General features: G+C 63.6%; 20 protein-coding genes. 14 read left to right on the top strand and 6 right to left on the bottom strand.

Annotated features, from left to right (window positions below; translation table 11 throughout):
• Positions 1-84 precede the first annotated feature (84 nt).
• The gene (gene tmcA, locus BBD46_RS01110; protein WP_071399918.1) at positions 85-2439 is read left to right on the top strand and encodes a tRNA(Met) cytidine acetyltransferase TmcA; all 2355 of its coding nucleotides are present in this window, start codon (positions 85-87) and stop codon (positions 2437-2439) included.
• A gap of 85 nt (positions 2440-2524) precedes the next feature.
• A complete protein-coding gene (locus tag BBD46_RS22465; RefSeq protein ID WP_171908129.1) occupies positions 2525-2680 on the top strand; it encodes a hypothetical protein in 156 nt (51 codons plus the stop codon).
• A gap of 10 nt (positions 2681-2690) precedes the next feature.
• Here the strand turns inward: BBD46_RS22465 and BBD46_RS01105 are convergent, their stop codons facing one another.
• Entirely contained in the window at positions 2691-3464 is a 774-nt protein-coding gene (locus BBD46_RS01105; RefSeq protein WP_071399917.1) for an SDR family NAD(P)-dependent oxidoreductase, read from the bottom strand.
• A 121-nt stretch (positions 3465-3585) separates the two neighbouring features.
• Here BBD46_RS01105 and BBD46_RS01100 point away from each other — a divergent pair, with 121 nt between their 5' ends.
• The 3 genes from BBD46_RS01100 to BBD46_RS01095 all read left to right on the top strand — a co-directional run bounded on the left by BBD46_RS01100 (position 3586) and on the right by BBD46_RS01095 (position 5102).
• Positions 3586-4071 (top strand): DUF456 domain-containing protein, encoded by a 486-nt coding sequence (locus BBD46_RS01100; protein ID WP_071399916.1) that lies wholly within the window; start codon positions 3586-3588, stop codon positions 4069-4071.
• A 70-nt stretch (positions 4072-4141) separates the two neighbouring features.
• Complete coding sequence (locus tag BBD46_RS22460; protein ID WP_171908128.1) at positions 4142-4306, top strand: hypothetical protein; 165 nt, start codon at positions 4142-4144, stop codon at positions 4304-4306.
• A 127-nt stretch (positions 4307-4433) separates the two neighbouring features.
• A complete protein-coding gene (locus tag BBD46_RS01095; protein WP_071399915.1) occupies positions 4434-5102 on the top strand; it encodes a twin-arginine translocation signal domain-containing protein in 669 nt (222 codons plus the stop codon).
• Between the two features lie 129 nt (positions 5103-5231).
• Here the strand turns inward: BBD46_RS01095 and BBD46_RS01090 are convergent, their stop codons facing one another.
• Positions 5232-6950: a glutamate--tRNA ligase gene (locus tag BBD46_RS01090; protein WP_071399914.1), complete on the bottom strand. Its 1719-nt coding sequence runs from the start codon at positions 6948-6950 to the stop codon at positions 5232-5234.
• A 203-nt stretch (positions 6951-7153) separates the two neighbouring features.
• Between BBD46_RS01090 and BBD46_RS01085 the strand changes: the two genes are divergently transcribed.
• On the top strand, positions 7154-8386 hold the full coding sequence (locus tag BBD46_RS01085) for a mechanosensitive ion channel family protein (protein ID WP_071399913.1): 1233 nt from the start codon (positions 7154-7156) through the stop codon (positions 8384-8386).
• Positions 8387-8444: 58 nt separating this feature from the next.
• Here BBD46_RS01085 and idsA3 read toward each other — a convergent pair whose 3' ends face one another.
• Both idsA3 and BBD46_RS01075 read right to left on the bottom strand, forming a co-directional pair.
• Positions 8445-9494 (bottom strand): geranylfarnesyl diphosphate synthase, encoded by a 1050-nt coding sequence (gene idsA3, locus BBD46_RS01080; protein ID WP_071399912.1) that lies wholly within the window; start codon positions 9492-9494, stop codon positions 8445-8447.
• 1 nt (position 9495) lies between these two features.
• Complete coding sequence (locus BBD46_RS01075; protein ID WP_071399911.1) at positions 9496-10848, bottom strand: ribonuclease J; 1353 nt, start codon at positions 10846-10848, stop codon at positions 9496-9498.
• Positions 10849-11254: 406 nt separating this feature from the next.
• On the opposite strand from BBD46_RS01075, the gene BBD46_RS01070 reads away from it, so the two are divergent.
• Entirely contained in the window at positions 11255-13477 is a 2223-nt protein-coding gene (locus BBD46_RS01070) for an amino acid permease (protein WP_071399910.1), read from the top strand.
• Positions 13478-13495: 18 nt separating this feature from the next.
• Here the strand turns inward: BBD46_RS01070 and BBD46_RS01065 are convergent, their stop codons facing one another.
• Positions 13496-14260 (bottom strand): isopentenyl phosphate kinase, encoded by a 765-nt coding sequence (locus tag BBD46_RS01065; RefSeq protein WP_071399909.1) that lies wholly within the window; start codon positions 14258-14260, stop codon positions 13496-13498.
• The gene (gene mvk / locus BBD46_RS01060) at positions 14257-15243 is read right to left on the bottom strand and encodes a mevalonate kinase (protein WP_071399908.1); all 987 of its coding nucleotides are present in this window, start codon (positions 15241-15243) and stop codon (positions 14257-14259) included. Before mvk ends, BBD46_RS01065 begins: the two co-directional genes overlap by 4 nt.
• A 135-nt stretch (positions 15244-15378) precedes the next feature.
• Between mvk and BBD46_RS01055 the strand changes: the two genes are divergently transcribed.
• From BBD46_RS01055 to BBD46_RS01025, 7 genes are all read left to right on the top strand, one after another.
• Entirely contained in the window at positions 15379-16326 is a 948-nt protein-coding gene (locus BBD46_RS01055) for a phosphate/phosphite/phosphonate ABC transporter substrate-binding protein (protein WP_071399907.1), read from the top strand.
• Positions 16327-16460: 134 nt separating this feature from the next.
• Positions 16461-17162, top strand: a complete 702-nt coding sequence (locus BBD46_RS01050; protein WP_071399906.1) for a phosphonate ABC transporter ATP-binding protein — start codon at positions 16461-16463, stop codon at positions 17160-17162.
• Complete coding sequence (gene phnE, locus BBD46_RS01045) at positions 17155-18102, top strand: phosphonate ABC transporter, permease protein PhnE (protein WP_084777631.1); 948 nt, start codon at positions 17155-17157, stop codon at positions 18100-18102. The genes BBD46_RS01050 and phnE overlap by 8 nt, the downstream gene beginning before the upstream one ends.
• Before the next feature lie 84 nt (positions 18103-18186).
• Entirely contained in the window at positions 18187-19416 is a 1230-nt protein-coding gene (locus tag BBD46_RS01040) for a sensor histidine kinase (protein WP_071399905.1), read from the top strand.
• Positions 19417-19514: 98 nt separating this feature from the next.
• Entirely contained in the window at positions 19515-20444 is a 930-nt protein-coding gene (locus BBD46_RS01035; protein ID WP_071399998.1) for a thiamine-phosphate synthase family protein, read from the top strand.
• 170 nt (positions 20445-20614) lie between these two features.
• Positions 20615-21820 (top strand): DUF354 domain-containing protein, encoded by a 1206-nt coding sequence (locus BBD46_RS01030; RefSeq protein ID WP_071399904.1) that lies wholly within the window; start codon positions 20615-20617, stop codon positions 21818-21820.
• Between the two features lie 141 nt (positions 21821-21961).
• Positions 21962-23026 carry a glycosyltransferase family 4 protein gene (locus BBD46_RS01025; RefSeq protein WP_071399903.1) on the top strand — a complete coding sequence of 355 codons (1065 nt, stop codon included), beginning with the start codon at positions 21962-21964 and terminating at the stop codon, positions 23024-23026.
• The last annotated feature ends 9 nt before the right edge of the window (positions 23027-23035 follow it).

The raw sequence follows: 23035 nt of genomic DNA, 5'->3' as shown, positions 1-23035 counted from the left end.
CACAGTCCTCGATGGCTAGCAGTTGATCGGTGACAGCGGACCGATGATCACACAGTATTACGGCCCCGCGTCCGAACACCGACTATGAACGTTGGCTCCCTCGCGACCGACCTCTACCGCGAGGCCCAGGACACCACCGAACGGCGCGCCCTCGTCCTCAGCGGCGACCGCGAACGCGGCTACGCCTGTCTCGAGTCCATCCTCTCGACACTGCCGGTCGCTATCACCGACACGACGCTCGTCGGCCCCGACGACCGCCTTCGCTGCGAACAGCTCTCACAGGTACACACGGCAGAATTGCTCGGCACCACCCGCCAGCTACTCGTTCTCGACGCACACGCAGACCTCCAGCCGAACGCGCTCGGCCGCATCGTCGGCACCATCGACGGCGGCGGCCTCCTGATCGTACTCGCACCCGAACTCGAGTACTGGCCCGATCAGATCACGACGTTCGACGAGTCGCTCGCGGTGCCGCCGTTTGCGACGGCGGACGTGACGGGCCGCTTCAGGTCCCGACTGATCGAAACGCTTCGTGAACACCGTGGGATTGGGATCGTCGAGTTCGACGGAACGGATTCGACCGGTGCTCCGGACGACCCGACCGAACTCGTTGCGCACGAAATTACCGACACGGGACTCACGCATCCGGCACCGGTCTGGCAGCCAGCCGACGACGGCGGTCGCAGTAACAATAGCGGTACCGACAACGGTAACAGAAGCACCACTCCGTCGGACGCAGCGTTCCCCCACGCCGCCTACGACGCCTGTCTTACCGGAGATCAACGCGAGGCGCTCACTACGTTCGAAGCGCTCTCGGACTCCGAGCAGGCTGTCGTCTTAGAGGCAGACCGCGGCCGGGGGAAGTCGAGCGCCGCGGGACTGGCTGCTGGGGGGTTCGCGCTCGACGGCAACTCGGTTCTCGTCACTGCACCGGCGTTCCGGAACACGACGGAACTGTTCGCCCGCGCCGGCGAACTCGTCACCAGCTGTGATTCCGATGCTGACGTTCGGACAGATCAACAGGGAACCCCTCGCGAGATCACGACGAGCGCGGGCGGTCGCGTCTGGTTTCGTGACCCAGACGAGGCGGTCTCGGAACTCGGCTCCGCCGACATCGTGATCGTTGACGAAGCCGCCGCGCTCCCGGTGTCGCGACTCGAGTCGTTCCTCGCCGCCGACCGGGTCGCGTTCACGACGACGGTCCACGGCTACGAAGGAGCCGGCCGCGGATTCTCGGTCCGGTTTCGGGATCGACTCACGGACAGCGCCCACGAGGTCAGCGACTACACACTCTCTGAGCCGATCCGGTACGCAGCAGGCGACCCGCTCGAGGTGTGGGCCTTTCGTGCGCTCTTGCTCGACGCACGGCCGCCAGTCACCTCGCTCGTTGCCGACGCCACACCCGAGAGTGTCGACTATCGCGCGCTCGAACCCGACGACCTGCTCGCGGACGACCAACTCCTTCGCGAAGCCTTTGGCCTGCTCGTGCTCGCCCACTACCGGACCGAGCCGAACGACCTCGCCCGGTTGCTCGACGCGCCGAACCTCGAGGCACGCGCGCTGGTCCAAGACGGCCACGTCGTCAGCGTTGCCCTGCTCGCTCGCGAGGGGAATCTGGACGCCGACACACGGGCGATGATGTACGACGGCGGCCGCGTCCGCGGGAACATGCTCCCCGACGTGCTCACGAGCCAGCTCCGCGACGAATCCGCGAGTAAGCCGGCCGGGATCCGCATCGTTCGCATCGCGACCCACCACGAGGTTCGGGCGCGGGGGCTTGGCTCGCGGCTACTCGAGTCCATCCGTGACGAGTTCGCCCCGACGGTGGACTGGCTCGGTACCGGCTTCGGCGCGACGCCGGGGCTACTCGAGTTCTGGCGGGCGAACGGCTTCCGAGCAGTGCACGTTTCGACGACGCGTAACAACGCGAGCGGGGAGTACTCGGCGCTCATGCTGGCCCCGACGAGCGAGGCTGGGCAGGAGTTACACGAGCGCCACGCAGCGTGGTTCGCCCGCCGCTTCGCGGCGCTGTGTTCGGACGCACTCGCGGATCTGGATCCCGACGTTGCCCGGGCAATCCTGCGGGCGACCGCGAGCGAGGCCGCACCGCCGTTGACGCTCGGCGAGCACGACTGGCGCGTCGTTGCCGGCGCGGCCTACGGCCCCGGCCTATTCGACGTAGATCCAGGCCCGTTCCGCGAGCTGGTGATTCGGTACTTCCTTGAGGAACCGGCAAGCGTGGCCCTCTCCGCACGCGAGGAACGGCTCCTCGTCTTGCGTGCGTTGCAAGGTCGGGAGTGGTCCGCTGTGGCGGACCGACTCGAGTACCCCTCGGCCGGACAGTGTATGCGCGCGCTCGGGGAGGCGTTCCAGCCGCTGGTCGACGAGTACGGCGACGAGGTGGCGATGGACGTCCGGGACCGGTTTGCCGACGGGTGAAGAGAAGGGGTAGATGCGGTAGAAGATGTGTGTCGAGTATCACGAAATAGTAACAATCATCTCTGGTACGGACCGATCAACGAGTATGTTAGGTGTGAGGCTCGGGCTGCTTGGCATTACATTCGTGTTGCTCGCAATATTTCTCGGAGAAGGTGCCTGGAGAGTGGCGTATCTCGGAGTCTTTGTCTCCATAGCCGGCGTGTTCGTCGGCTCCGGCACCGCGTCCTCTGCGGCAGACTAATCGACAGCGGTCAGGCGAACAGCCGTCGAACCGCCGACTCGGGAAGTGCCTTCAACACCCACGCGACCAGCCGCCAGCGGCGGGTGACGTAGGCGTGGTCACGCTCCTCGCGGATCGCGTCGGCGATCTGGCTCGCAGCGGTCTCGGGTGAGCACTCCCAGAACGACCCGTACGAGAGATCGGTGTCGACGAACCCCGGTTCGATGGTCGTGATCGTCACGTTCGCGTCGTTGCCGGCCTGCCGACTCCGTAGCCCCTCGAGATAGCGCGAGACGTACGCCTTCGAGGCGTTGTAGGCCTGCGTGCCGCCGTTGCCGAAGTGGGCTGCGACCGAGGACAGTCCGACGAGATGTCCGTGTGGATCCGAACTGTCGTCCGTTCGAGACTCGAAATACTCCATCGCCGCCGTCGCAATCGCCGTAAAGCCGCGCACGTTGACGTCGACCGTCTGGCGCTCGGACTCCCACTCGAGTGCGTAGTTCGCGTCGCCGACACCGGCGCTGATGACGACGAGGTCGACGGACGGCATTGCGTCGGCGAGTTCGAAGAAGTGCTCGCGAGCGGTGTCGGTGTCGGTGACGTCCATGGTGGCGACGTAGGCTTTCGTCGGGAGTTCGCCGCCGACGGCTTTCAGTTGCTCCGTTCGACGGGCTGTGAGGCCGACCTCGTAGCCGTCTGCGGCGAGTTCGTGGGCGAGTGCCGCGCCGATGCCCGACGAGGCACCGACGATGATGGCGCCTCGCGGCTGTTCCGAGTGGTCCGTGGCTGCTGGCGCTGTTGTCATGTCACCTGCTGGTCACCCAGTGTACGTAACTGTACTGGAGGAAAACGGATGGTGGCACCCAGCGGCGCTGTTGGCGTTGGGAGGCGGTACGGCTTTCACGCGGGCGGGTGTCGAGTGGTGTATGGTGGACGTGGTCTTGCTGGTCGCGGTTGCGCTGCTCGCCGCCGGCGTCCTCGGAACGGTCGTCCCACTCGTTCCCGGCGGCTTACTCTCGCTATCCGGCCTGTACTTCTACTGGTGGCAGTCCGGCTTCGCAGAGCCGGGAACGGGGACGATGATCGTGTTGACGATACTCGGCCTCGTGACGCTGTTCGTCGAGTTCTTCGCGGGGTCGATCGCAGCGCGAGCGGGCGGTGCCTCCTGGACTACAACCGGTCTCGCCGCCGTCGTCGGCATCCTGTTGATGCTCGTCACCGGCCCGCTCGGTCTGCTCGTCGGCCTGTTCGGAACCGTCTTCGTCGTCGAGTTCGTCCGGGTTGGCGATGTCAACCGGAGCACCCGGTCGGCGATCTACGCGACGCTCGGTATTCTGGCCTCGACGGCAGTGCAGGCGCTCCTGACAGTGTCGATCCTGTTCGGGTTCCTCATCGGCGTCTTCGTCTTTTAATCCCGTTTTGTTCAATTCCAATCCGCGAAAGCCGCGAAAAGACTGAGTCACTCGCCGTCGTGTCTCCGCTATGGAATGTGCCGAATCGGACTGTGAGCGGGCCGCCACGGTCGAGTTACACATCCCCTGGGCCGACAACCGCCTCGTCTGTGCTGCACACGCCCGGGTGCTCGGTCGACAAGACGGTGTGGTCGCCGACCCCAGTCCAGACAGCGCGGACGAGTTACTCGAGTAGCCCTCGAGGACAGTCGTCGTATACTGAACGTATGTTGTAAAAGTAAACCAGAAATGGACTCAAAAACTGAGAATATCATCAGTTTGCCGGATTTGATTTAACATCTCTCGGCGACGTAGAGGCAGGTATGGCAGAAAACAATTCCAAGACTCGGCGAACAATCCTCAAGGTGGCGGGTGCTGTCGGTGCAACAGCGTTCCTCGCAGGCTGTGCAGACGATAACGGGAACGGCGAGGAGAACGGCAACGGCGACGAGCCAGCGCCGGATGAGAACGGCGACGAGAACGGCAACGACGAGCCGGATGACGAGAACGGAGAGGCGATTGAGCCTGACACCGTCATCGAACTCGACGCGCAGACGGCAGGCTGGGTCGGTATCGAACCAGAAGAGATCGCAGACGAGGAGAACCCGACACTCACGCTTGAGGATGGTGCACAGTACGAAATTGGATGGGAAGAAGGCGACGGGAGTACCCACAACATCGAACTCGTCGACGAAGACGACGAGGTCGTCGATGACTACGAGACCGACGAAGCAGACGAAGGTGGCGACGATCAGTTCATCGAGTTCGAAGCGACCGACGATATCGCGGAGTACGTCTGCCGACCGCACGAGGGGACGATGCGCGGCACGATCGAAATCGTAGAGGCAGAGAACGGCGAAGCGGACGAGGACGCTGAAGACGAAGAAAACGGTGAGGAAGAAAATGGCGAGGAGGATAACGGAAACGGTGACGAAGAGAACGGCAACGGCAACGACAACGGTGATGAGGAGAACGGCAACGACGACAACTAACGCCACACCCGCGACCAGGTAGCCCACAGCAACGCCGACACACCACCGCTCGCTACCTGCTTTGTGCCGCCACCGTCTCAATTTTCACTGCCGAAATACACAGCACATCGCGCTCACGCAGGTGAGCGTCTAGCTGTGCGTATAGTATGCGACCGTCTCGTCGTCCTCGTGGCGGTCGATCCGAGCGAAGCCAACACGCTCGAACTGCACCAGCTCGTCCGACTCGAGTGCACCCACCTCGGGTTCTGCCTGTCCGGAGACGTCACCCGTCATCGTCCGCAGCCGGACGGGGACGCTCTCGGCTGCCGGCACCCAGTGGATAACGTCGACGTCACCCTCGCGAACCACGTCGATATCCTCGCCGGTGTACTGGAGCGTATCGCGGGTGTACTGGAAGCAGCCAAGCCCCTTGAGCCAGATGCGCTCCTCGCGGGCCGGCAGGTCGTCGGACTCGAGTAGCACGGCGTCGCCGACGGGAATCTCCCGGACGCCGCGTTCCTCGTGGTTGGGGTGTAGCGGCGGGTTGGCCTCTGCTGGCGGACTGCCGCCGAGCGGGAGTTCGACGCCGTCGCGGACGAGGAACCGTCGGTCGGTCTCGTCGTCGATCAGGTCGCGGTTGTTCGCGTAGACGGAACTCATCGCGAGGTCGACGTCGCTGGTCGAGGTGCCGAGTTCCACCATCGCGTCGACGATTGCCTGACCGCGGATGCCGCGCCGGCGGAGGCTCTTGAGCGTCGGTGCGCGTGGGTCGTCCCAGCCGTCGAGTTCGCCCTCTTCAATGAGTGCCGAAATCGTGGAGGTGCTCACCTTCACGTCGTAGGCGTCGACCTGGACGTGACCCCAGTGGACGACTTCGGGGTACTCCCAGCCGAAGTAGTCGTAGACGAACTGCTGGCGCTTGGCGGAGTCCTGCAGGTCGATGCCGCGAATGATGTGGGTGATGCCGATGAGGTGATCGTCGACGCCGGACTGGAAGTCGAGCATCGGCCAGCAGCGGTACTCGCTTGCCTCCTCGCGCGGGTGGGGCGTGTCGATCATCCGGAAGGCGACCCAGTCACGCAGCGCGGGGTTCTTGTGCTCGATGTCGGTCTTCACACGGAGGACCATCTCGCCGCTCTCGTACTCGCCGGCGACCATGTCCTCGAACTCCTCGCGAACCGTCTCAACGTCTTTGTCGCGGTGGGGACACGGCTCGCCCGAGTTCTTCAGTTCCGAGAACTCCTCGCCCGAGCAAGAGCAGGTGTAGGCCCCGCCCAGATCGATCAGTTCGCGGGCGTGCTCGTAGTACGTCTCGAGTCGATCGCTCGCGCGGAAGATCTCGTCCGGCTCGAAGCCGAGGTAGTCGAGATCCTCGAGGATCGCGTCGTAGGCCTCGAGATCAGGCCGTTTCGTCTCGGGGTCGGTGTCGTCGAAGCGCACGCAGAACCAGCCGTCGTAGCGCTCGCGGTAGGTGCCGATGACGGCGGGCATGCGGGCGTGGCCGACGTGCCACGGGCCGTTCGGGTTCGGCGCACATCGCATGCGGATCTCGTCGTACTCCGCAGCATTGGGGAGCGACGGCAGGTCGTGTTCGTCTTCCTCGTCTTCGGCTTCGATTTCGGCGAGTTCCTCGGGTGCGAGGTCCTCGAGTCGCTCGCGCTTTTCGTCGTAAGAAAGGTCGTTGACTCGGCCGATGACGCCGCCGATGACGCCCGGAATCTCGTCGCCGTGCTCGCGGAAATCGGGGTTCTCGCCCATCAGCGGCCCCATGATGGCACCGACGTTGGCGTCGCTTTCGTGTTTGACGGCGTTCAACAGCGCGTGTTTCTCGGCTTCGCGCTCGATCCGTTCGCGGAGATCGTCGTTCATTACTGGGGGGTATTCATGCACGGACCAAAACCTCCGCGGTGTCGGGTCGCGTGACTCGGGTTGGGTTCAGTTCGTTCGGGTTGGTTCGGGTCTGTTCAGGACGGATCGTGCAGGGAGAGGCCGCCGCACACTGGCTCTAACACAGTACCGTCGCACGCAAGTAACACCCTTAGAACGGCAGGGCAACGAGCGCCATATCCGAAATGACGTTCTCCCTCTACCGCGACTGGATACAGGATGTACTCTACGGCTCTCCGCCACTACAACTGCTGACCAGCATCGCCGTTATCGTCGCACTCGTCGCCCTGTTCGCACTGATTCGAAGCCTCCGGAGTCTGCTCGGTGACCGCTATACACGAAACGCCGCCGAGGCGATCGAAATGGCCGTCCTCGCTGGCAGCGTGGTCGTCGCAGCCTACGTCCTCGCCGATATCTGGGCGCTCTCGTTCGTCTTCGGCGAGGTCCTCGACGCCGTGTTCGTCGACCGCTTCACCGGCATCCGTGGCGCGGTGTCGATCGCGATTCTCGTCGCCAGTTACCTCCTCGTTCGGATGGTCAACCGCTCGTTCGACCGACTCTACCGGGAGGAACTCATCACGAACCACCAGAAAGAGGTCGCCTACCACACCGCCGACGCCGGCATCTTCGCCGTTGCAGGCCTCGTGATCATGTCGATCTGGGGACTCGAACTGACGAATCTCATCCTCAGCGCGGGCGTCGTCAGCGCCATCTTCGGACTGGCCGCCCAGAAGACCGTCGCCGCGTTCGTCGCCGGCTTCCTCCTCCTCTTTACGCGCCCCTTCCGGGCCGGCGACTGGATCGAGGTCGCAAACCAGAACGAACGCAAAACCGCCGGCATCGTCCAGGACATCACCATCTCACACACGAAGATCCGGACGTTCAACGACGAACACGTCCTCGTCCCGAACGACGAACTCACCTCGAACGAACTTATCAACTACTCGCGAAGCAACCGCCTCCGCGTCGACATCGAACTCGGCGTCGACTACGACACCGACCTGCACCGCGCCCGAACCGTCATTCGCGACGCCGTCAGCGACATCGACATCATCAGCCCGCTCAAAGAGCCCCAGGTCGTCTCCAAACGCTTCGGCGACTCCGCGGTCGTACTCGAGTTACAGTTCTGGATCGAGGACCCGAAGCGCCGACGCGTCTGGCAGGCCCAGACGACCGTCATCGACGCGATCAAGGACGCGTTCGAGCGGGAAGCGATTACGATTCCGTACCCCCAGCGAACGCATCAGGCGCGCGGGGATCGTGGGTTTCGGGTGGCGTCGACGGCGTCGATGGAGTCGATGCAGTCGATGGACGGAGACGATGAACTCGAGTCCGACGTGAGAGAGTCGCAGACGGAGCGGACGGAGAGGGGGAAGCGGACGGAGTCAGAGACAGACCAGGAGGTCACGAACAGGTAGCACACAGCAGAACCGAAAGCGGTGGTGTGGTTGTGGCTGGCCGATGCGAGCCGGCGAATCAGTAGCCGCGTTCGATCAGGTAATCCGCGATCTCACACAGCAACTCGCGCGCTTCGTTGTCCGGTAGGACGCTGAGGCGGTTTTTCCCCTGTTCGACCAGGTCGCGAGCCGTCTCGTTGGCGTAGCTGATCGAACCAGCGTTCTCGAGTTCGGCGAGCGCGTCGTCGATTTCGGCCTCGGTGACGGCGTCGACGTCTTCGGTATCGACGAGCCCCTCGATGTCGACACCCTGTTCGCGGGCGTGAACGGTGATGAGGGTCTGTTTCTCCTCGACGAGGTCGCTGCCGCGCTGTTTACCGAGTTTGTCGCTCGGAACGGTCAGATCGAGCACGTCGTCCTGAATCTGGAACGCGCGGCCGATGTCGAGGCCGTAGCCGTACAGCGCGTCGATCGTCTCCTGGTCGGCACCCTGCAAGATTGTGGGGAGGCAAGCCGACGCCGCATAGAGGACGGCGGTCTTCTGTTCGACCATTTCGAGGTACTCCTCGGGCGCGACGTTGTCGCGCTTCTCGAAGGTAACGTCGAGTGCCTGGCCCTCACAGATCTTCGTACAGGTCGTCGCGAGCACGCCGAGTGCGTCGACCGTTCGGGACGGTTCCGCGCCCGTCTCGAGCATGATCTCGAACGCCTTCGAGTAGAGCGTGTCGCCGGCCAGGATGGCCGTTTCGAGGTCGTACTCGCGGTGAACAGCGGGAACGCCGCGTCGGAGGTCGTCGTCGTCCATGATGTCGTCGTGGATCAGCGTGAACGACTGGATGACCTCGACGCTGACCGCGGCGTCCATCATATCGATTTGCTCGCCGTTCAGTGTCGGGAACGACCGGTACTCAGTCGACAGTGGCTCGACGTCTGCGAGTGCTTCCGCCGCCGCAAGCAGGACGGCCGGACGCAGTCGTTTGCCGCCCGCATCGAGCAGGTACCGCGAGGCTTCATAGAGCCGTTCGGGCTCCTGGATCGGTAGCTCGTCGGGAATCGCCTCGTTGACGAGTTCCCGTCGCGCTCGGACCGCCTCGAGTACCGTCTCTTCTCGTGCCTTGGAAGTCGTCATATCACTCGACAAGCTGAATGAGGTTGCCGTTGCGCGAGACGTGGATGTCCCGTCCCATCTGGTACCCCTCGCTCTCACAGAGCTTGACGTAGCCCGACAGTCCCTTCAGGTCCTGGTGGGCCGGAATGATGTTCTGGGGCTGCAGTGCGTCGAGCATCTCGTAGTGGCCTTCCTGGTTGAGGTGGCCGGAAACGTGGATGTCGTCGTAGACGCGAGCGCCCTGCATGCCGAGCAGCTTTTCGGCCTGGTAGCGCTGGCCCTCGTTCGTCGGCTCCGGGATCACGCGAGCGGAGAAGACGACCTTGTCGCCGTCGTCCAGTTCGTACGGCGTCTCGCCGCGGGCCATACGGGTGAGCATCGCGCGTGGCTCGCCCTGGTGGCCCGTCACGACGGGCAGGTAGTTCTCCTTGCCCTCGTTCATGATCCGCTTGAACGTGCGGTCGACGGACTTGCGGTGGCCGAACATGCCGAGGTCGTCCGGGAAGTCGACGAAGTCGAGTCGTTCTGCGGTACCGGAATACTTCTCCATCGAGCGCCCGAGGAGGACCGGCTGTCGGCCGATGTCCTTCGCGAACTCGACGAGGCTCGTAACACGCGAGATGTGACTCGAGAACGTCGTGGCGACGATGCCGCCGTCGTAGTCCTCCATGCTGTAGAGGACGTCCTTGAGGTGTTCGCGGGCGACGCTCTCGGAGGGTGTCCGGCCCTTCTTGTTCGCGTTGGTACAGTCCTCGATGTAACAGAGGACGCCTTCACCTTCGCGACCGATCTCCCGGAAGCGCTCCATGTCGATCGGGTCGCCGAGCACCGGCGAGTGGTCCATGCGCTTGTCCAGTCCGTAGACGACCGCACCCTCTGGGGTGTGCAGGACTGGGTTGATTGCGTCGATAATCGAGTGGGTGACGTTAACGAATTCGAGGTCGACCTTACCGGAGTCGCCGATCGACATCGTTTCGCCGGCGTCCATCTTGACGAGGTCGTTCTCGACGCCGAACTTCTGTTCGCCCTCGATCTGTTGCTTGACCAGTTCGATCGTAAAGGGCGTCGCGACGATGGGTGCGTCGTAGCGGTGGGCCAGCTTGGAGATGGCACCGATGTGGTCCAGGTGGCCGTGTGTCGGCACGATGGCCTGCACGTCACCTTCGAGGTCGCTCATGATCCGGTCGTCCGGAATTGCGCCCATGTCGATCAGGTCGAGACTGTGCATCCGCTCGGTTTCGACGTTGTCGTGGATGAGAACCTGCGAGAGGTTCAGCCCCATGTCGAAGATAACGACGTCGTCACCGGCGCGGACAGCAGTCATCTGCCGTCCAACTTCTTCGTAGCCGCCGATTGTTGCGATTTCGATTTCCATAGTTCGTAGCACTGAAAGCCGCGTATTGACTCTCACCGAAACAGTCCGCGGACTCCTGCTCGTACGGCCCCGGCGTCTTACAGCGCGTCGGCCATCCCGCTATGCGTTCGGCATAGTGGCGGTGTGACGACGCCGTTCGTCGCCAGTACCGCCCCGAGACGCACTTGCCCGCGGGTTTCGCTACTGCCATCTACACGCCCGGGTGTTAAAAACGCAGTGGGTTGGAACCCCACCCGTACTCGGCACGATGCCAGTAGTTGCTCCCCGGGAGGGAACTGCACTGAAACTGAACGGCTGTCACGCGAGTGGCTATTTTCACGGCAATATTTCCGTTCTCGTTCGGAATATCGCCCACTCGGTTCCGAGATGCGAAGGTTTCTAACCTTCCGTTCAGAATACGTGAGTAATGGCGAAGGATCTCGAACGTGATCTCGGTCTGTTCTCCGTTATCGCAATCAGTATGGGCGCGATGATCGGTAGCGGCATCTTCATCCTGCCTGGCATTGCGATGGCCGAGGCCGGGCCGGCGGTTATCCTCTCGTTCGTGATCGCTGCGATTCTCGTCGTGCCGGCCGCACTGAGCATCGCCGAACTCGGAACGGCGATGCCCGAGGCCGGCGGCGACTACGTTTTCATTGAACGCGGGATGGGGCCTGCTGTGGGAACTATCGCCGGCCTCGGCACCTGGCTCATGTTGATGCTAAAGGGCGCACTCGCACTCGTCGGCGGCATGTTCTACCTCGAAGCCGTGATCGCCCTCCCGAGTATCGAGGCAGTCGCGGTGACGTTCGCGCTCATTTTGATCGCGGTCAACCTGATCGGCGTCAAACAGACCGGCGGCCTGCAGCTGATTATGGTCATCGTCATGCTTCTCATCCTCTCTGTCTTCGTTGCCGGTTCGATCATCCGCGTCGACGGTACGAACTACGATCCGTTCTTTACCGAGGGACTGGGCGGCGTCTTCACCGCGACTGCAACTGTGCTCGTCTCCTACGCCGGTGTCACGAAGGTCGCCGCCGTTGCTGAGGAGATCGAGAACCCCGGCCGTAACCTCCCGCTCGGGCTGCTCGCCTCACTCGTCGCGACCTCGATCCTCTACGCGCTGCTCGTCTTCGTCCTCGTCGGCGTCATCGAGGGCGAAACCCTCGCCGGTGAGGAAGCACCGATGGCCGAAGCTGTGGACGTCCTCTTCGGTGAGCTGTTCCTGTTCGCGATCGTCCTCGCCGCACTGCTCGCACTCGTCAGTACCGCGAACGCCGGTATTCTGACCGCCTCACGCTACCCGCTCGCCCTGAGCCGCGACAACCTCTTCCTCGACGTTTTCGAGTACATCCACCCGCGCTTTGCGACGCCGATCGTCGCCATCGTCACCACGGGCGCGTTCATGATCTTCGCGATTCTCACGCTCGACGTCGAACAGATCGCGAAGTCCGCCGGCGCGTTCCAGATTCTCGTCTACATCCTCGTCTGTGGCGCACTGATCGCGTTCCGCGAGCGCGATCTCGAGTGGTACGACCCCGACTTCTACACGCCGGGCTATCCGTGGGTCCAGCTCTTCGGTATCGTCTCCGGGGTGTTCATCATCGGCTGGATGGATCTGCTGCCGATCGCGGGCTCGATCGGGATCGTCATCTTCGGCTACGTCTGGTACAAATGGTACGCCGAATCACGCGTCGAACGCGAGGGCGTTGCCAAGGGCCTCGCACGCCGACAGGCCGGCCGACAGTTCGTCCGGGACACCGAAGAACAGCTCGCGGACGACGACCGGTACGAGGTCCTCATTCCGATTCGCCGTGACGTGACCAGAGAGCAAGAAGACGCGCTGATCCAGCTCGCCGCACCGATCGTCCGCCAACAGGGCGGCCGAATCCGCGTGATCCGCTTCGACGAAGTCCCCGACCAGGTTCCCCTCGACACCGCCGCCGAGGAGCTCACCCCCGAGGACGCCGAGTTCGAAGAGCGAACCGACGACCTCGTGCGCTACCTCGAGGTCCCCGTCGAAGTCGGCGAAATCGTCAGCCACGACACCCGCCACGCGGTCGTCAACTTCGCCGACCGCACCGGTGCCGACCTCGTGCTCGCCCGGCAAAAACCGACGAGTCGACTCGACACGCTCTTCGGCCGCGATACCGACTGGATCATGGAACACGCCCCCTGTGACGTGGTCTTCGTCCAGCACGAACAGCCAATCGAACTAGAGGAGATCGCAATCGTCACCGATCGCAGTCCGTTCAACGACCCCCTCAAAGTCGAACTCGCCAACGCGATGGCCGATGTCCTCGACGCCCGCATCCGGTTCGTCTTTACCGTCTCCGAGGACGCCCCCGAGGAACTCGAGGAGACGATCGAAGAGTACCACGCCGAACTCGACGACCTCTGCACCGTCCCCGTCGCGTCGTCGATCCTCAGAACGAACAATTCGATCGGCGATCTGACGACTGAACTCGAGTCGGCCCAGCTCGTCATGCTGAGTACGATGACCCACCGGCGGCTCCCCGACCTCCTCGTCGAGCAACGTTCGGACCGGATCGCAGCCTCAGTTGAAGGGCCGGTGTTGCTGGTTCACTCGAAGAAAACGCGCCGTGGGTCGTTCCTGCGGCCGATTCTGGATCGGGTGCTGTTCGACTGAGGTCGAACTTCTCAGTCCTCACCGAACTGTCGTTCCAGGCTCGTCGCCCGCCAGGAACGGCTCGATGTCGGTGAGGCCGAAAATAGACGCCTCCGACTCGAGTGCGAGCAGCGCCTGTACCTTCGCGGCCATCCCGCCCGTTACGTCGGTCGCCTCGCTCTCACCGAGAAGATCTGCAACGGCATCGAACGACGTGATTTCGGGCACCACCGCCTCGGCATCGTCGAGAACGCCGGGAACCGTCGAACACAGGCCGATACGGTCCGCGTCGAGGCTCCGCGCGAGGTCGACGACCAGTTCGTCGCCGCTGACAACGGTAACGCCCTCGCCGGCGTGTGCGACGAGATCACCGTGAAGGACGGGGACGAATCCCTCCTCGACCAGCGTGGCAACCTGCTGGCTCGGCAGTGTGAGATTACCGTCTGCATCGCGGTGTGCGGTGGAAAAGGGGTGGACCGGCACTGCCGGGACATCGTACTCGAGTAGGCGGCTCAGGACGAACTCGTTGAGCGTCGTCATCGCGCCGTGGATGTCGTGGACGGCTGCGGGGTCGTGGCTTCCAACGGTTGTCGTCACGCCGTGTTCGCTTGCGTTGTGGTGGCCGAAGCTGCCGCCGCCGTGGACGATGACGAGGTCCTCGATAGCGTCGCCGTCGCTGTCCCCCTGTCCATGTCCGAACGCACTCGAAACGGCCGCCGCTGCCGTCGCAAGCGACTTCCCATCGAGGGTTTCCGGGCGGTCTTTCTCCGTGATCGCACTCCCGCCGAGTTTCAGGACGATCATTCGATTCGTCGCACCCCCTCTTCGGCGAGTTCGGCACGGAACGCGTCCTCACAGCCCGGCGTGAACGAGAGGGCCGTCTCGGCTTCATCTGTCGGGTCCAGCGCGACGATACAGCCGCCGCCACCGGCTCCCGTAAGTTTCGCGCCGTAGGCTCCGGCGTCGCGGGCCGCCCACACCATCGTATCGAGCGAGCGCGAGGAGACGCCGAGCGCCGAAAGCAGGCCGTGGTTGAAGTTCATGAGGCGGCCGAGCTCTTCGATGTCGCCGGCAGCGAGCGCTTGCTCGCCGTTTCTAACGACGTCTCCAACCGCTCCAACGGTGTCCGCGGCGAATTCGTACTCGTCGCGCAAGTCGCGTACGCCCGCGACGAGTTCGCCGGTTTCACCCGCGCCGCCATCGAAGCCGATCACGATCGGCAGGTCAGGTGCGTCGAGCGAGCGACAGTCGTCGCCCTCGACGCGGACCGCCCCGCCCGTCGCGGAGCAGAAGGTGTCCGCACGCGAGGCCTGGCCGTCCTGTACGTCGTGTTCTGTCCGATAGGCTCGTTCGGCGAGTTCTGCGGGTTCCAGCGTGGTTCCGAGTGCACGAGTGCCGGCGTCAATCGCGGCGACGACTACCGCTGCGGAGGAACCGAGCCCGGCCCCCAGTGGAATATCGCTCTCGATCGTGACGTCGAAGCCGACGTCCTCCTCGCCGGTCACGTCGCGGACCTGTTCGATCGCGCTGTCGACGTACTGCGTCGCGGCGACGAGCAGCGACTCGGAGACGTCGATATCGGGACGTCCACCGGCGTCGCCGCCGTACTCGACCGTGAAGCCGTCCAAACTGAGGTCGTCCGCGTGGACGCGAAGTTTGCTGTCGTCGCGTCGTTCGACGCCGACGCGTGCCCGTACCTCGATCGCACACGGGACGGCCGGTTCGCCGTAGACCACCGCGTGCTCCCCGAAGAGATAGACTTTGCCGGGGGCGCTCGAGACTGTCATAGCCGGCCGTTCGTCCGACGATGATTAATACCTATTCACTCGTTTCGATCGAAACTGTTCGTCTCCTCGTTCGATTCTATTGACACGCACAGCACTATTCGTGACTGTTATCCCTGGGTGGTCCCGAGCGACGGTATGAAACGGAGAACCTATCTCGGCGCAGTCGCGGGCGGACTCGCAGCGACCAGTGCGGGCTGTCTCGACGACTTCGGCGACTCGGATATCGACGACGCAGAACACCCTGTCGGCGCGTGGGCAGACGGCTCGATCGAGTTCGGACTGCCACCGTTCCAGGACGCAGAAGAACTGCGGACGCAGTACGGCGGCACCTTCGAGTGGCTCGCGGACGGGTTCGACGGCGTCGATTCCGTCGAGGGAACGCCGACGACGGACTACAACAGCGTCGTCGAGAGCGTCGTCTACGGCCACACGGAACTGGCGAACCTCTCGCCAATCATCTTCGTCCTCGCGCAGGAAGATGGCATCAACCCACTCGGTATCAACTGGTCTCACGGCTCCGACTCCTACCACACGTACATTGCAACCAGAGCCGAGACTGACATCGACTCGATCCACGACCTGGAGGGCAAAACGATCGCGATGGTCGACCCGATGTCCGCGAGCGGCGGCATGTTCCCACGATACACGCTCAGCGAAGCCGGTCTCCACGCAGGCGACCTCGAAACCGAGCCCGAAGACTTCGATATCGAGTGGTCGTTCGGCCACGACGCCGCACTCACCGCACTCGAGAACGGACACGTCGACGCCGCGGCGTACGGTGACTTCCAGCACCCTGAGAGCGACGAGATCGTCAAGATTGCAGAGAGCGACCCGATTCCGTTCGACGTCGTCGTCGCCAAACCCGAGACGCCGGAGGATGTGCGCGACGAGCTCGCAGCGCGACTGGTCGCGACGCCGGAGGAGGCACTCGAGGACCACCGGGTCGACGAGTACGGTGAGTTCGATCCCGACCTGTACGACGGGGTTCGCGACGTTGCCGAAGAGATGGGTGTAGATATCGAGACGCTGGATGCGGCGGAGACGGAAGAAGGAGACGAGGACGAGGACGAAGACGAATCGTAGACAGACGAAACGGAAACGAACTGTAGCGCTACCAGACGAGGACCAGAATCACTGGCCTACAGCGCGCTTCCGACCACAACCACCACAGCCATCACAGCTACCACGGTCACCCAATCACCACACCACCAACCACCATGCTCACCGTCATCGGTCTCGAAAAACGCTACGACAGCGCCACGGCACTCGAGAACGTCTCCTTCGAGCTGTCGCCTGGTGAGCTCGCCATCCTCGTCGGACGGTCAGGTGCCGGCAAGACGACCTTGTTGCGATGTCTGAACGGGCTCGAACGCCCCAGCACAGGCACGATTCGGCTCGGGGACGAGCCGCCGGAGCCGACCGATATCGCGCTCGTCTTTCAGGAAGGTGCGCTCCTCGACAGCAAGTCCGCCCTCGAGAACGTCCTCGATGGCGGACTCGGGCGGGAATCGGTCTGGCGAGAGGTGTTCGGATGGCACGCGCCGGCGGAGAAGCGAGCTGCAGTCGAGCGACTTCATGCGGTCGGATTGGCTGGTGACGCGGATCGACGCGTCGGCGACCTCTCGGGCGGTGAGCGCCAGCGCGTCGGTATCGCTCGTGCAGTCCATCAGGAACCGCAGGTGATTCTGGCAGACGAACCGGTCGCATCGCTCGATCCAGCGACAGCTCGCAACGTGCTCGACCAGCTAGCGGCGCTCGTTCGCCGGGAACAGGTCGTCGGACTCGTCAGTCTCCATCAGCCACGGCTCGCCCAGGAGGTCGCGGATCGCTACCTCGCACTCGAGTCCGGTCGGCTCACGCTCGATGCGCCAGCGGCCGAGGTTGATCCGGAACAAATCGCAGAGGTGTACGATGGGTGAGTCCGGTTCAGACGGTCGTTCGGAGTCCGCTGTCGACCCGGTCGACCGGAAACCAGGTTCAGGGCTGCGGTCAGATGCGGACGCCGCCCGCGAGGAGGCAATCACCGTTGACGGCGAGTTCGACCGAATTCAGCGTCGCTGGCGGCGGCGACTGCTCGGCCGGGTCGCAGTGGTCGTCTCGCTTCTCGCCGTCGTTCTCGCGACCGCGCGGTGGATGGGATTCGATCTCGCCTATCTTTACGCCCATCGCGACAATCTGCGCGATGTCCTCGTCGAAGAGATGCTCGCGCCGGCACAGCTCTGGGCGCAACTTCAGGGTGATGCCCCGACGCTCGTCCCGGCGACACTCGAGACGCTCGCAATTGCGGGCGTCGGCACGGCGATCGGGTTGCCGTTTGCCGTCTGTTTCGGACTGCTCGCAGCGAGTAACGTGACGCCGCGGGTGGTACACGCACCGGTACGACTGTTCCTGGGCGGGGTTCGTGCGGTGCCGAGCATGGTGTATGCACTCCTGTTCGTGATTCTGGCCGGGCTCGGACCAGTTGCCGGGGCACTGGCGATCGCGATGGGAACGATCGGCGATTTGGGGCGGCTGTTCGCCGACGAGATGGAAGAGATCGATGCGACGCCGGTCGAGGCAGTCGCCTCAAGCGGTGGCGGGTTGGTTGCGACGACAGCCGCGGCTCGAGTGCCACAGGTAGCAACCGCGTACGTCGCCTGGGTGTTGTTCTACCTCGAGATCAACGCGCGAAAGAGCGCCGTGCTTGGGATCGTCGGCGCTGGCGGGATCGGGTATCCGCTGATCATGGCGTTCAACGCACGAAACTACACGCGAGTGATGGCAGCGATCGTCGCGATTCTCGTTCTCGTCGTGAGCGTCGAACTCGTCGCGAACCGCGTTAGAGACGCCCTCGACGCGGACCGGCGGTCGACGCAGTAGCCCGGACGGGATACGGTAGTCCGTGCGGTCACGAGATCACACTGACCGCGCGCCTCAAATACAATCGTCGCCTACTCGAACGGCATGATCCGCCAGTCCCGGTACATCTACCTGTTGGGTGTTCTCTTCCTTCTTATCGCGGCTGGGCAGTCACTCCTCAAAGTCGTCAGCGGTGGTGCACCCCTCGAAGCAGCGATTGATTTCGCCCTGATCGGATTCGCGGGCGTGTTGTTTCTCTCACTCGGCAGGTGGCTCTCGCGGTCGGAGTTCGATCCGGAAGACTATCCGCGAATCGTCGGCTGGTGTCTCGCCGGCATCGCCATCATGTTCGTCTTTCTCGTTCTCCGGGCAGTGCATCCTGGTGTCGCTGGCTCGTTCACATTCGGCGAGCGGGCGCTCGCGCTCGCACTTGGCTCGATTGCCGGCCTCGGAATCGGCATCCACGATGCGCAGGCACGCACCCGTCAGCGCGAGGTACAACGGCGCAACGACGAACTCCACACGATACAGCAGGAACTCAAAGAGCGAAACGAAGCGCTGGTCGAAACCCGTGAAGAACTTCGCCGAACCGTCCGCCAACTCGAGACGTCGAACGAGCAACTTGACCACTTCGCGTCGACCGTCTCGCACGACCTGCAGGAACCGCTTCGGATGATCTCGCGCTATCTCCAGTTGCTCGACGAGCGGTACGCCGACGAGCTCGACGAGGACGCCACCGAATTCATCGACTTCGCCGTCGACGGTGCAGACCGAATGCAGGCGATGGTTACCGGGTTACTCGAGTACTCGAAGATCGACACGCAGGCGAACGGCGGACAGTTCGAGCGGATCGATGTCGAGCAGACGGTGCGGGACGTGCGGACGGATCTGCAGGTTCGGATCGACGAGAGCGATGCGGAGATTACGACGGGATCGTTGCCAGAGGTCTACGGCGATGCGAGCCAGCTCCGCCAACTGTTCCAGAACCTGCTCAGTAACGCGATCGAGTACAGCGGTGACGAGCCGCCACGTATTCACGTGTCTGCGACGCCGCACGATGCAGGTTCCGAGTGGGAGGTGACGGTTCGCGACGAGGGGATCGGGATCGAGCCGGCGGCACAGGGCCGGATTTTCGAACTATTTCAGCGACTACATGCACTCGACGACCACAGTGGCTCGGGGATCGGCCTCGCACTTTGTCAGCGTATCGTCGAATACCACGGCGGCGAGCTCTGGGTGGAGTCCGAACCTGGTGTCGGCTCTGCGTTTTCGTTTACGCTGCCGGCATACCAGCCGGCAGCTGAGCACACACAGCGCGACCGCCTTCCGGAGTAGGGAGTAAGCAAGAGTAAGGACTTGGAACCGGGGACCGGAGTTCGGGCACCGGAAACCGTGGAGGCGAATTTAAGCCAGTGACGTTCGAACCCGGTGGTATGACTCTCGTCTTGCCGAGCGAACTCGTCGTCGACCGGTTTCTGCCGACGGTTCGTGCGATGCTCGCGACCCAACTCGCCGAACGCGGGATGACCCAGCAGGAAATCGCCGCCAATCTCGGCGTCACCCAGGCGGCAGTGAGTAAATACATCAGCGGCGAGAACGGCGGCGACGACCGCTTTCGTGACGATCCCGAGACGATCGCAACGGTCGATCGAATCGCCGACGGCCTCGCGAGCGGCGAGATGGACGGCTACGACGCACTCGCCGAACTGCTCTCGCTCGTGCGCACACTCGAGGACCGCGGCCCGATCTGTGAACTTCACGAGGAGGTGATGCCCGAACTCCAGGGGCTTGGCTGTGACCTCTGCGTTCGCGGGCTCGACCCCGACGTACGAACCGAACGGGACGTACTCGCTACCGTCCGCACGGCCGCCCGAACGCTCGCCGCGACGCCCGGTATGGCAGCGCTCGTCCCGAACGTCGGCACGAACATCGGCATGGCGCTTCCCGAAGCACGCGACGAAACCGACGTCGCCGCCATTCCCGGCCGTATCTACGCGATGAGCGGGCGCATCGAAATTCCCGCAAATCCAGAGTTCGGTGCATCGAAACACGTCGCAACAGCAGTTCTCGCTGCACAGGATACCGACCCCGACGTTCGCGGCGCGCTCAACATTGCGACGGACGACGACCTGCTCGCCGCTGCCGAGGCGCGTGGCTACGAGCCACTCGAGTTCGACGCGGAGTACGAAGACCGTGGCACACACCTCCGGGAGCGGTTCGCGGAGCGAGGCTCGGTTCCACGGGTGGCCTACCACTGCGGCGCGTTCGGAATCGAGCCGACGACGTTCGTGTTCGGCAACACGGCCGAGGATGCAGTCGCGTTGCTCGGTGAGTTGGTCGACGAAGCGGCGAACGGACAGTAGTGGCGTCGAGTCACGGCGACGGTGAGGTGGTACCCACACCGCAGTTCACCTCGTTTTGACACTGTTTCACGACTGTTTCACACTCCTGACAACCGTTTCAGTAGACGCGACTGTTCTATCGAGTGGCTAGTAATAGCCTCCGAGCGAGACGGCTGAACTGAGAACACACGATGGACATCGTGATCACGATACAGCACGCGGCGAACGTGCACTTCTTCAAGCACGTCGTGGGGGAACTCGAGTCGGCGGGCCACGACGTGTTCGTGTTCGCCCGCGAGAAGGGCGTGGTGGGGGAGCTACTCGACGCCTACGAGATCGACCACGAACTGCTCTGTGGGGAACCACGGGGATGGCTCGGTCTCGGGCTGACACAGCTCTGTTACGAGGCTCGTCTCCTCCGCCGAACGCGAGCGATCGACCCGGACTACATCCTGACCAGCCACGGTATCGCCGCAACCCACGTGGGGACACTGGTCGGTGCGGAGAGTCACGTCTACATCGACACCGAGACGGCAATCAACGGCGGGAATCGACTCACGATTCCGTTTACGGACGTGCTCTACACGCCCGATAGCTTCCGCGAGACGTACGACGCCGAGCACGTCAGGTATCCCGGCTACCACGAACTGGCGTACCTCCACCCCGACCGGTTCGACCCCGATCCGGATCGGCTACGCGCCCACGGCGTCGACCCCGACGAACGGTACGCCGTCCTCCGCCTTGGTGCGTGGAACGGCAACCACGATATCGGGAAACAAGGAATCTCGGCCGCCGGCCGACACGAAATCGTCGACGAACTTGCCACCGACGGCCGCGTCTTCGTCGCCGACGAGGGAGACGGCCCGCTACCGACCGGTGCGGAACCGCTCCCCGTCCCGCCGGCTGACTTCCATCACCTGCTCGCGTTCGCCGACCTCGTCGTCGGCGAGGTCGCGACGACGACACTCGAGGCCGGCCTCCTCGGCACGCCGACCGTTCGGATCAGCCCCTTCGCCGGCTCCTCGGAGATGGGGAAGTTCCGCGAACTCGCGGAGTACGGCCTCGTCCGCTCGTTCCATACGGATCACGAGACGACGGCGATCCGCGAACTGACGCGACTCTACCGCGATCCGAGCGCCGCGTCGAACTGGGCAGACAGACGCGAGGCGCTGCTCGCGACGAAAATCGACGTCACGCAGTATATTCTCAGCCAGATTCTCGCGGACGTACCTGAGCCGACGCCCGAGGACCGAGATTCAGGACCGACGCTGGCAGCGTCCGGTTCTGGACCCGACTCGGGAACCGATGCTGGTTCGGTGTCGGCACACCACCCTGGATCACACCCTGGCAAAGACGCTCCGCCGCGGCCCGACCGTCCGTCCGTGAACCGGCGGTAAACCTGCACTGCACTTCCCCCTGTCCCTGCACCCACCGACACTACTCACATATCACACGTATACCACTCACATACCACCTACACACCGCCCACACACCACCAACACATCACTCGCACACTACACACACGCCACTCCTACACCATGATACGCATCCTGAGCCTCACCACAACCGCCTGGCGAAGTTTCTATCAGTCACAGCTCACTGCACTCGAGTCCGCCGGCGTCTCGGTCACGACTCTCCCCGTCCCGGGCGAGCACCGCGCGGTCGACGACGAGGTCCGCCAGCGGACGGTGGCCGACTACGCCCGATACCTGCCGCAAGTGCTCCAGGAGGCTCGCGGCGAGTACGACCTGATTCACGCGAATTACGGGCTGACGATTCCCTTTGCGCTGGCCGCGTCGAGATGTGCGAGTATCGGTCGGACGGGACGAGCGAACGGACGACTCCCCGTCGTCTGCACACTCTGGGGTGGCGAGTACCGCTCGAATCCCTACGAGCCCCTGATCAGACGCGCCGTTGCGCACGCCGACCGCGTGATCGTTCCCTCGAACGCGATGGCCGAGCGTGTCGATCGTCCCTGTGACGTGGTCCCGTTCCCGGTCGACACCGAGATGTTCCGGCCAATTCCGAACGCCGAGGCTCGCGAGCGCGTCGGCTGGGACCAGGACACGCAAATCGTCCTCTTTCCCTACGCACCCTCGCGAGACGAGAAGAACTTCCCACTCGCCAGACGGGTGGTCGATGGCGTAGCGGGGGTACTCGAGTCCGAGTCCGACTCCGACGCCGACATCGCCCTCAAAACCGTCGCCAACCAGCCCTACGAGGAGATGCCATACTACCTGAACGCCGCGGACGCAGTCATCCTCACCTCGCGCTTCGAAAGCGGTCCGATGACCGTCAAGGAAGCCGCCGCGTGCAACACACCAGTTGTCGCGCGTGACGTCGGCTTTGCGCGGGACGTGCTTGGGGACGTGTCGAACTCACCAGTCACACTCGGCGAGGATAATCTGGTGCGTGACTTGGCGAAGGTACTCGAGTCCGGCGAGCCCTCGGACGGCCGGGAGAAACTAGCTTCGTATACGGCGGAGACGATGGGAGAGCGACTTCGGACGGTGTACGAACAGTGTCTTGCGGGTGAGGGCGGACGGTGGAACAGTCAGTCACCACAGCAGGCGGAAGTGTCCCCGTTTTCGGACGGAGACTGATCCGTACGA

It is taken from the genome of Natrialba sp. SSL1 (genome assembly GCF_001861355.1).
GTDB lineage: Archaea > Halobacteriota > Halobacteria > Halobacteriales > Natrialbaceae > Natrialba.
Note: the sequence above shows the minus strand (reverse complement) of the source record. Positions and strands in the feature narration are given on the sequence as shown.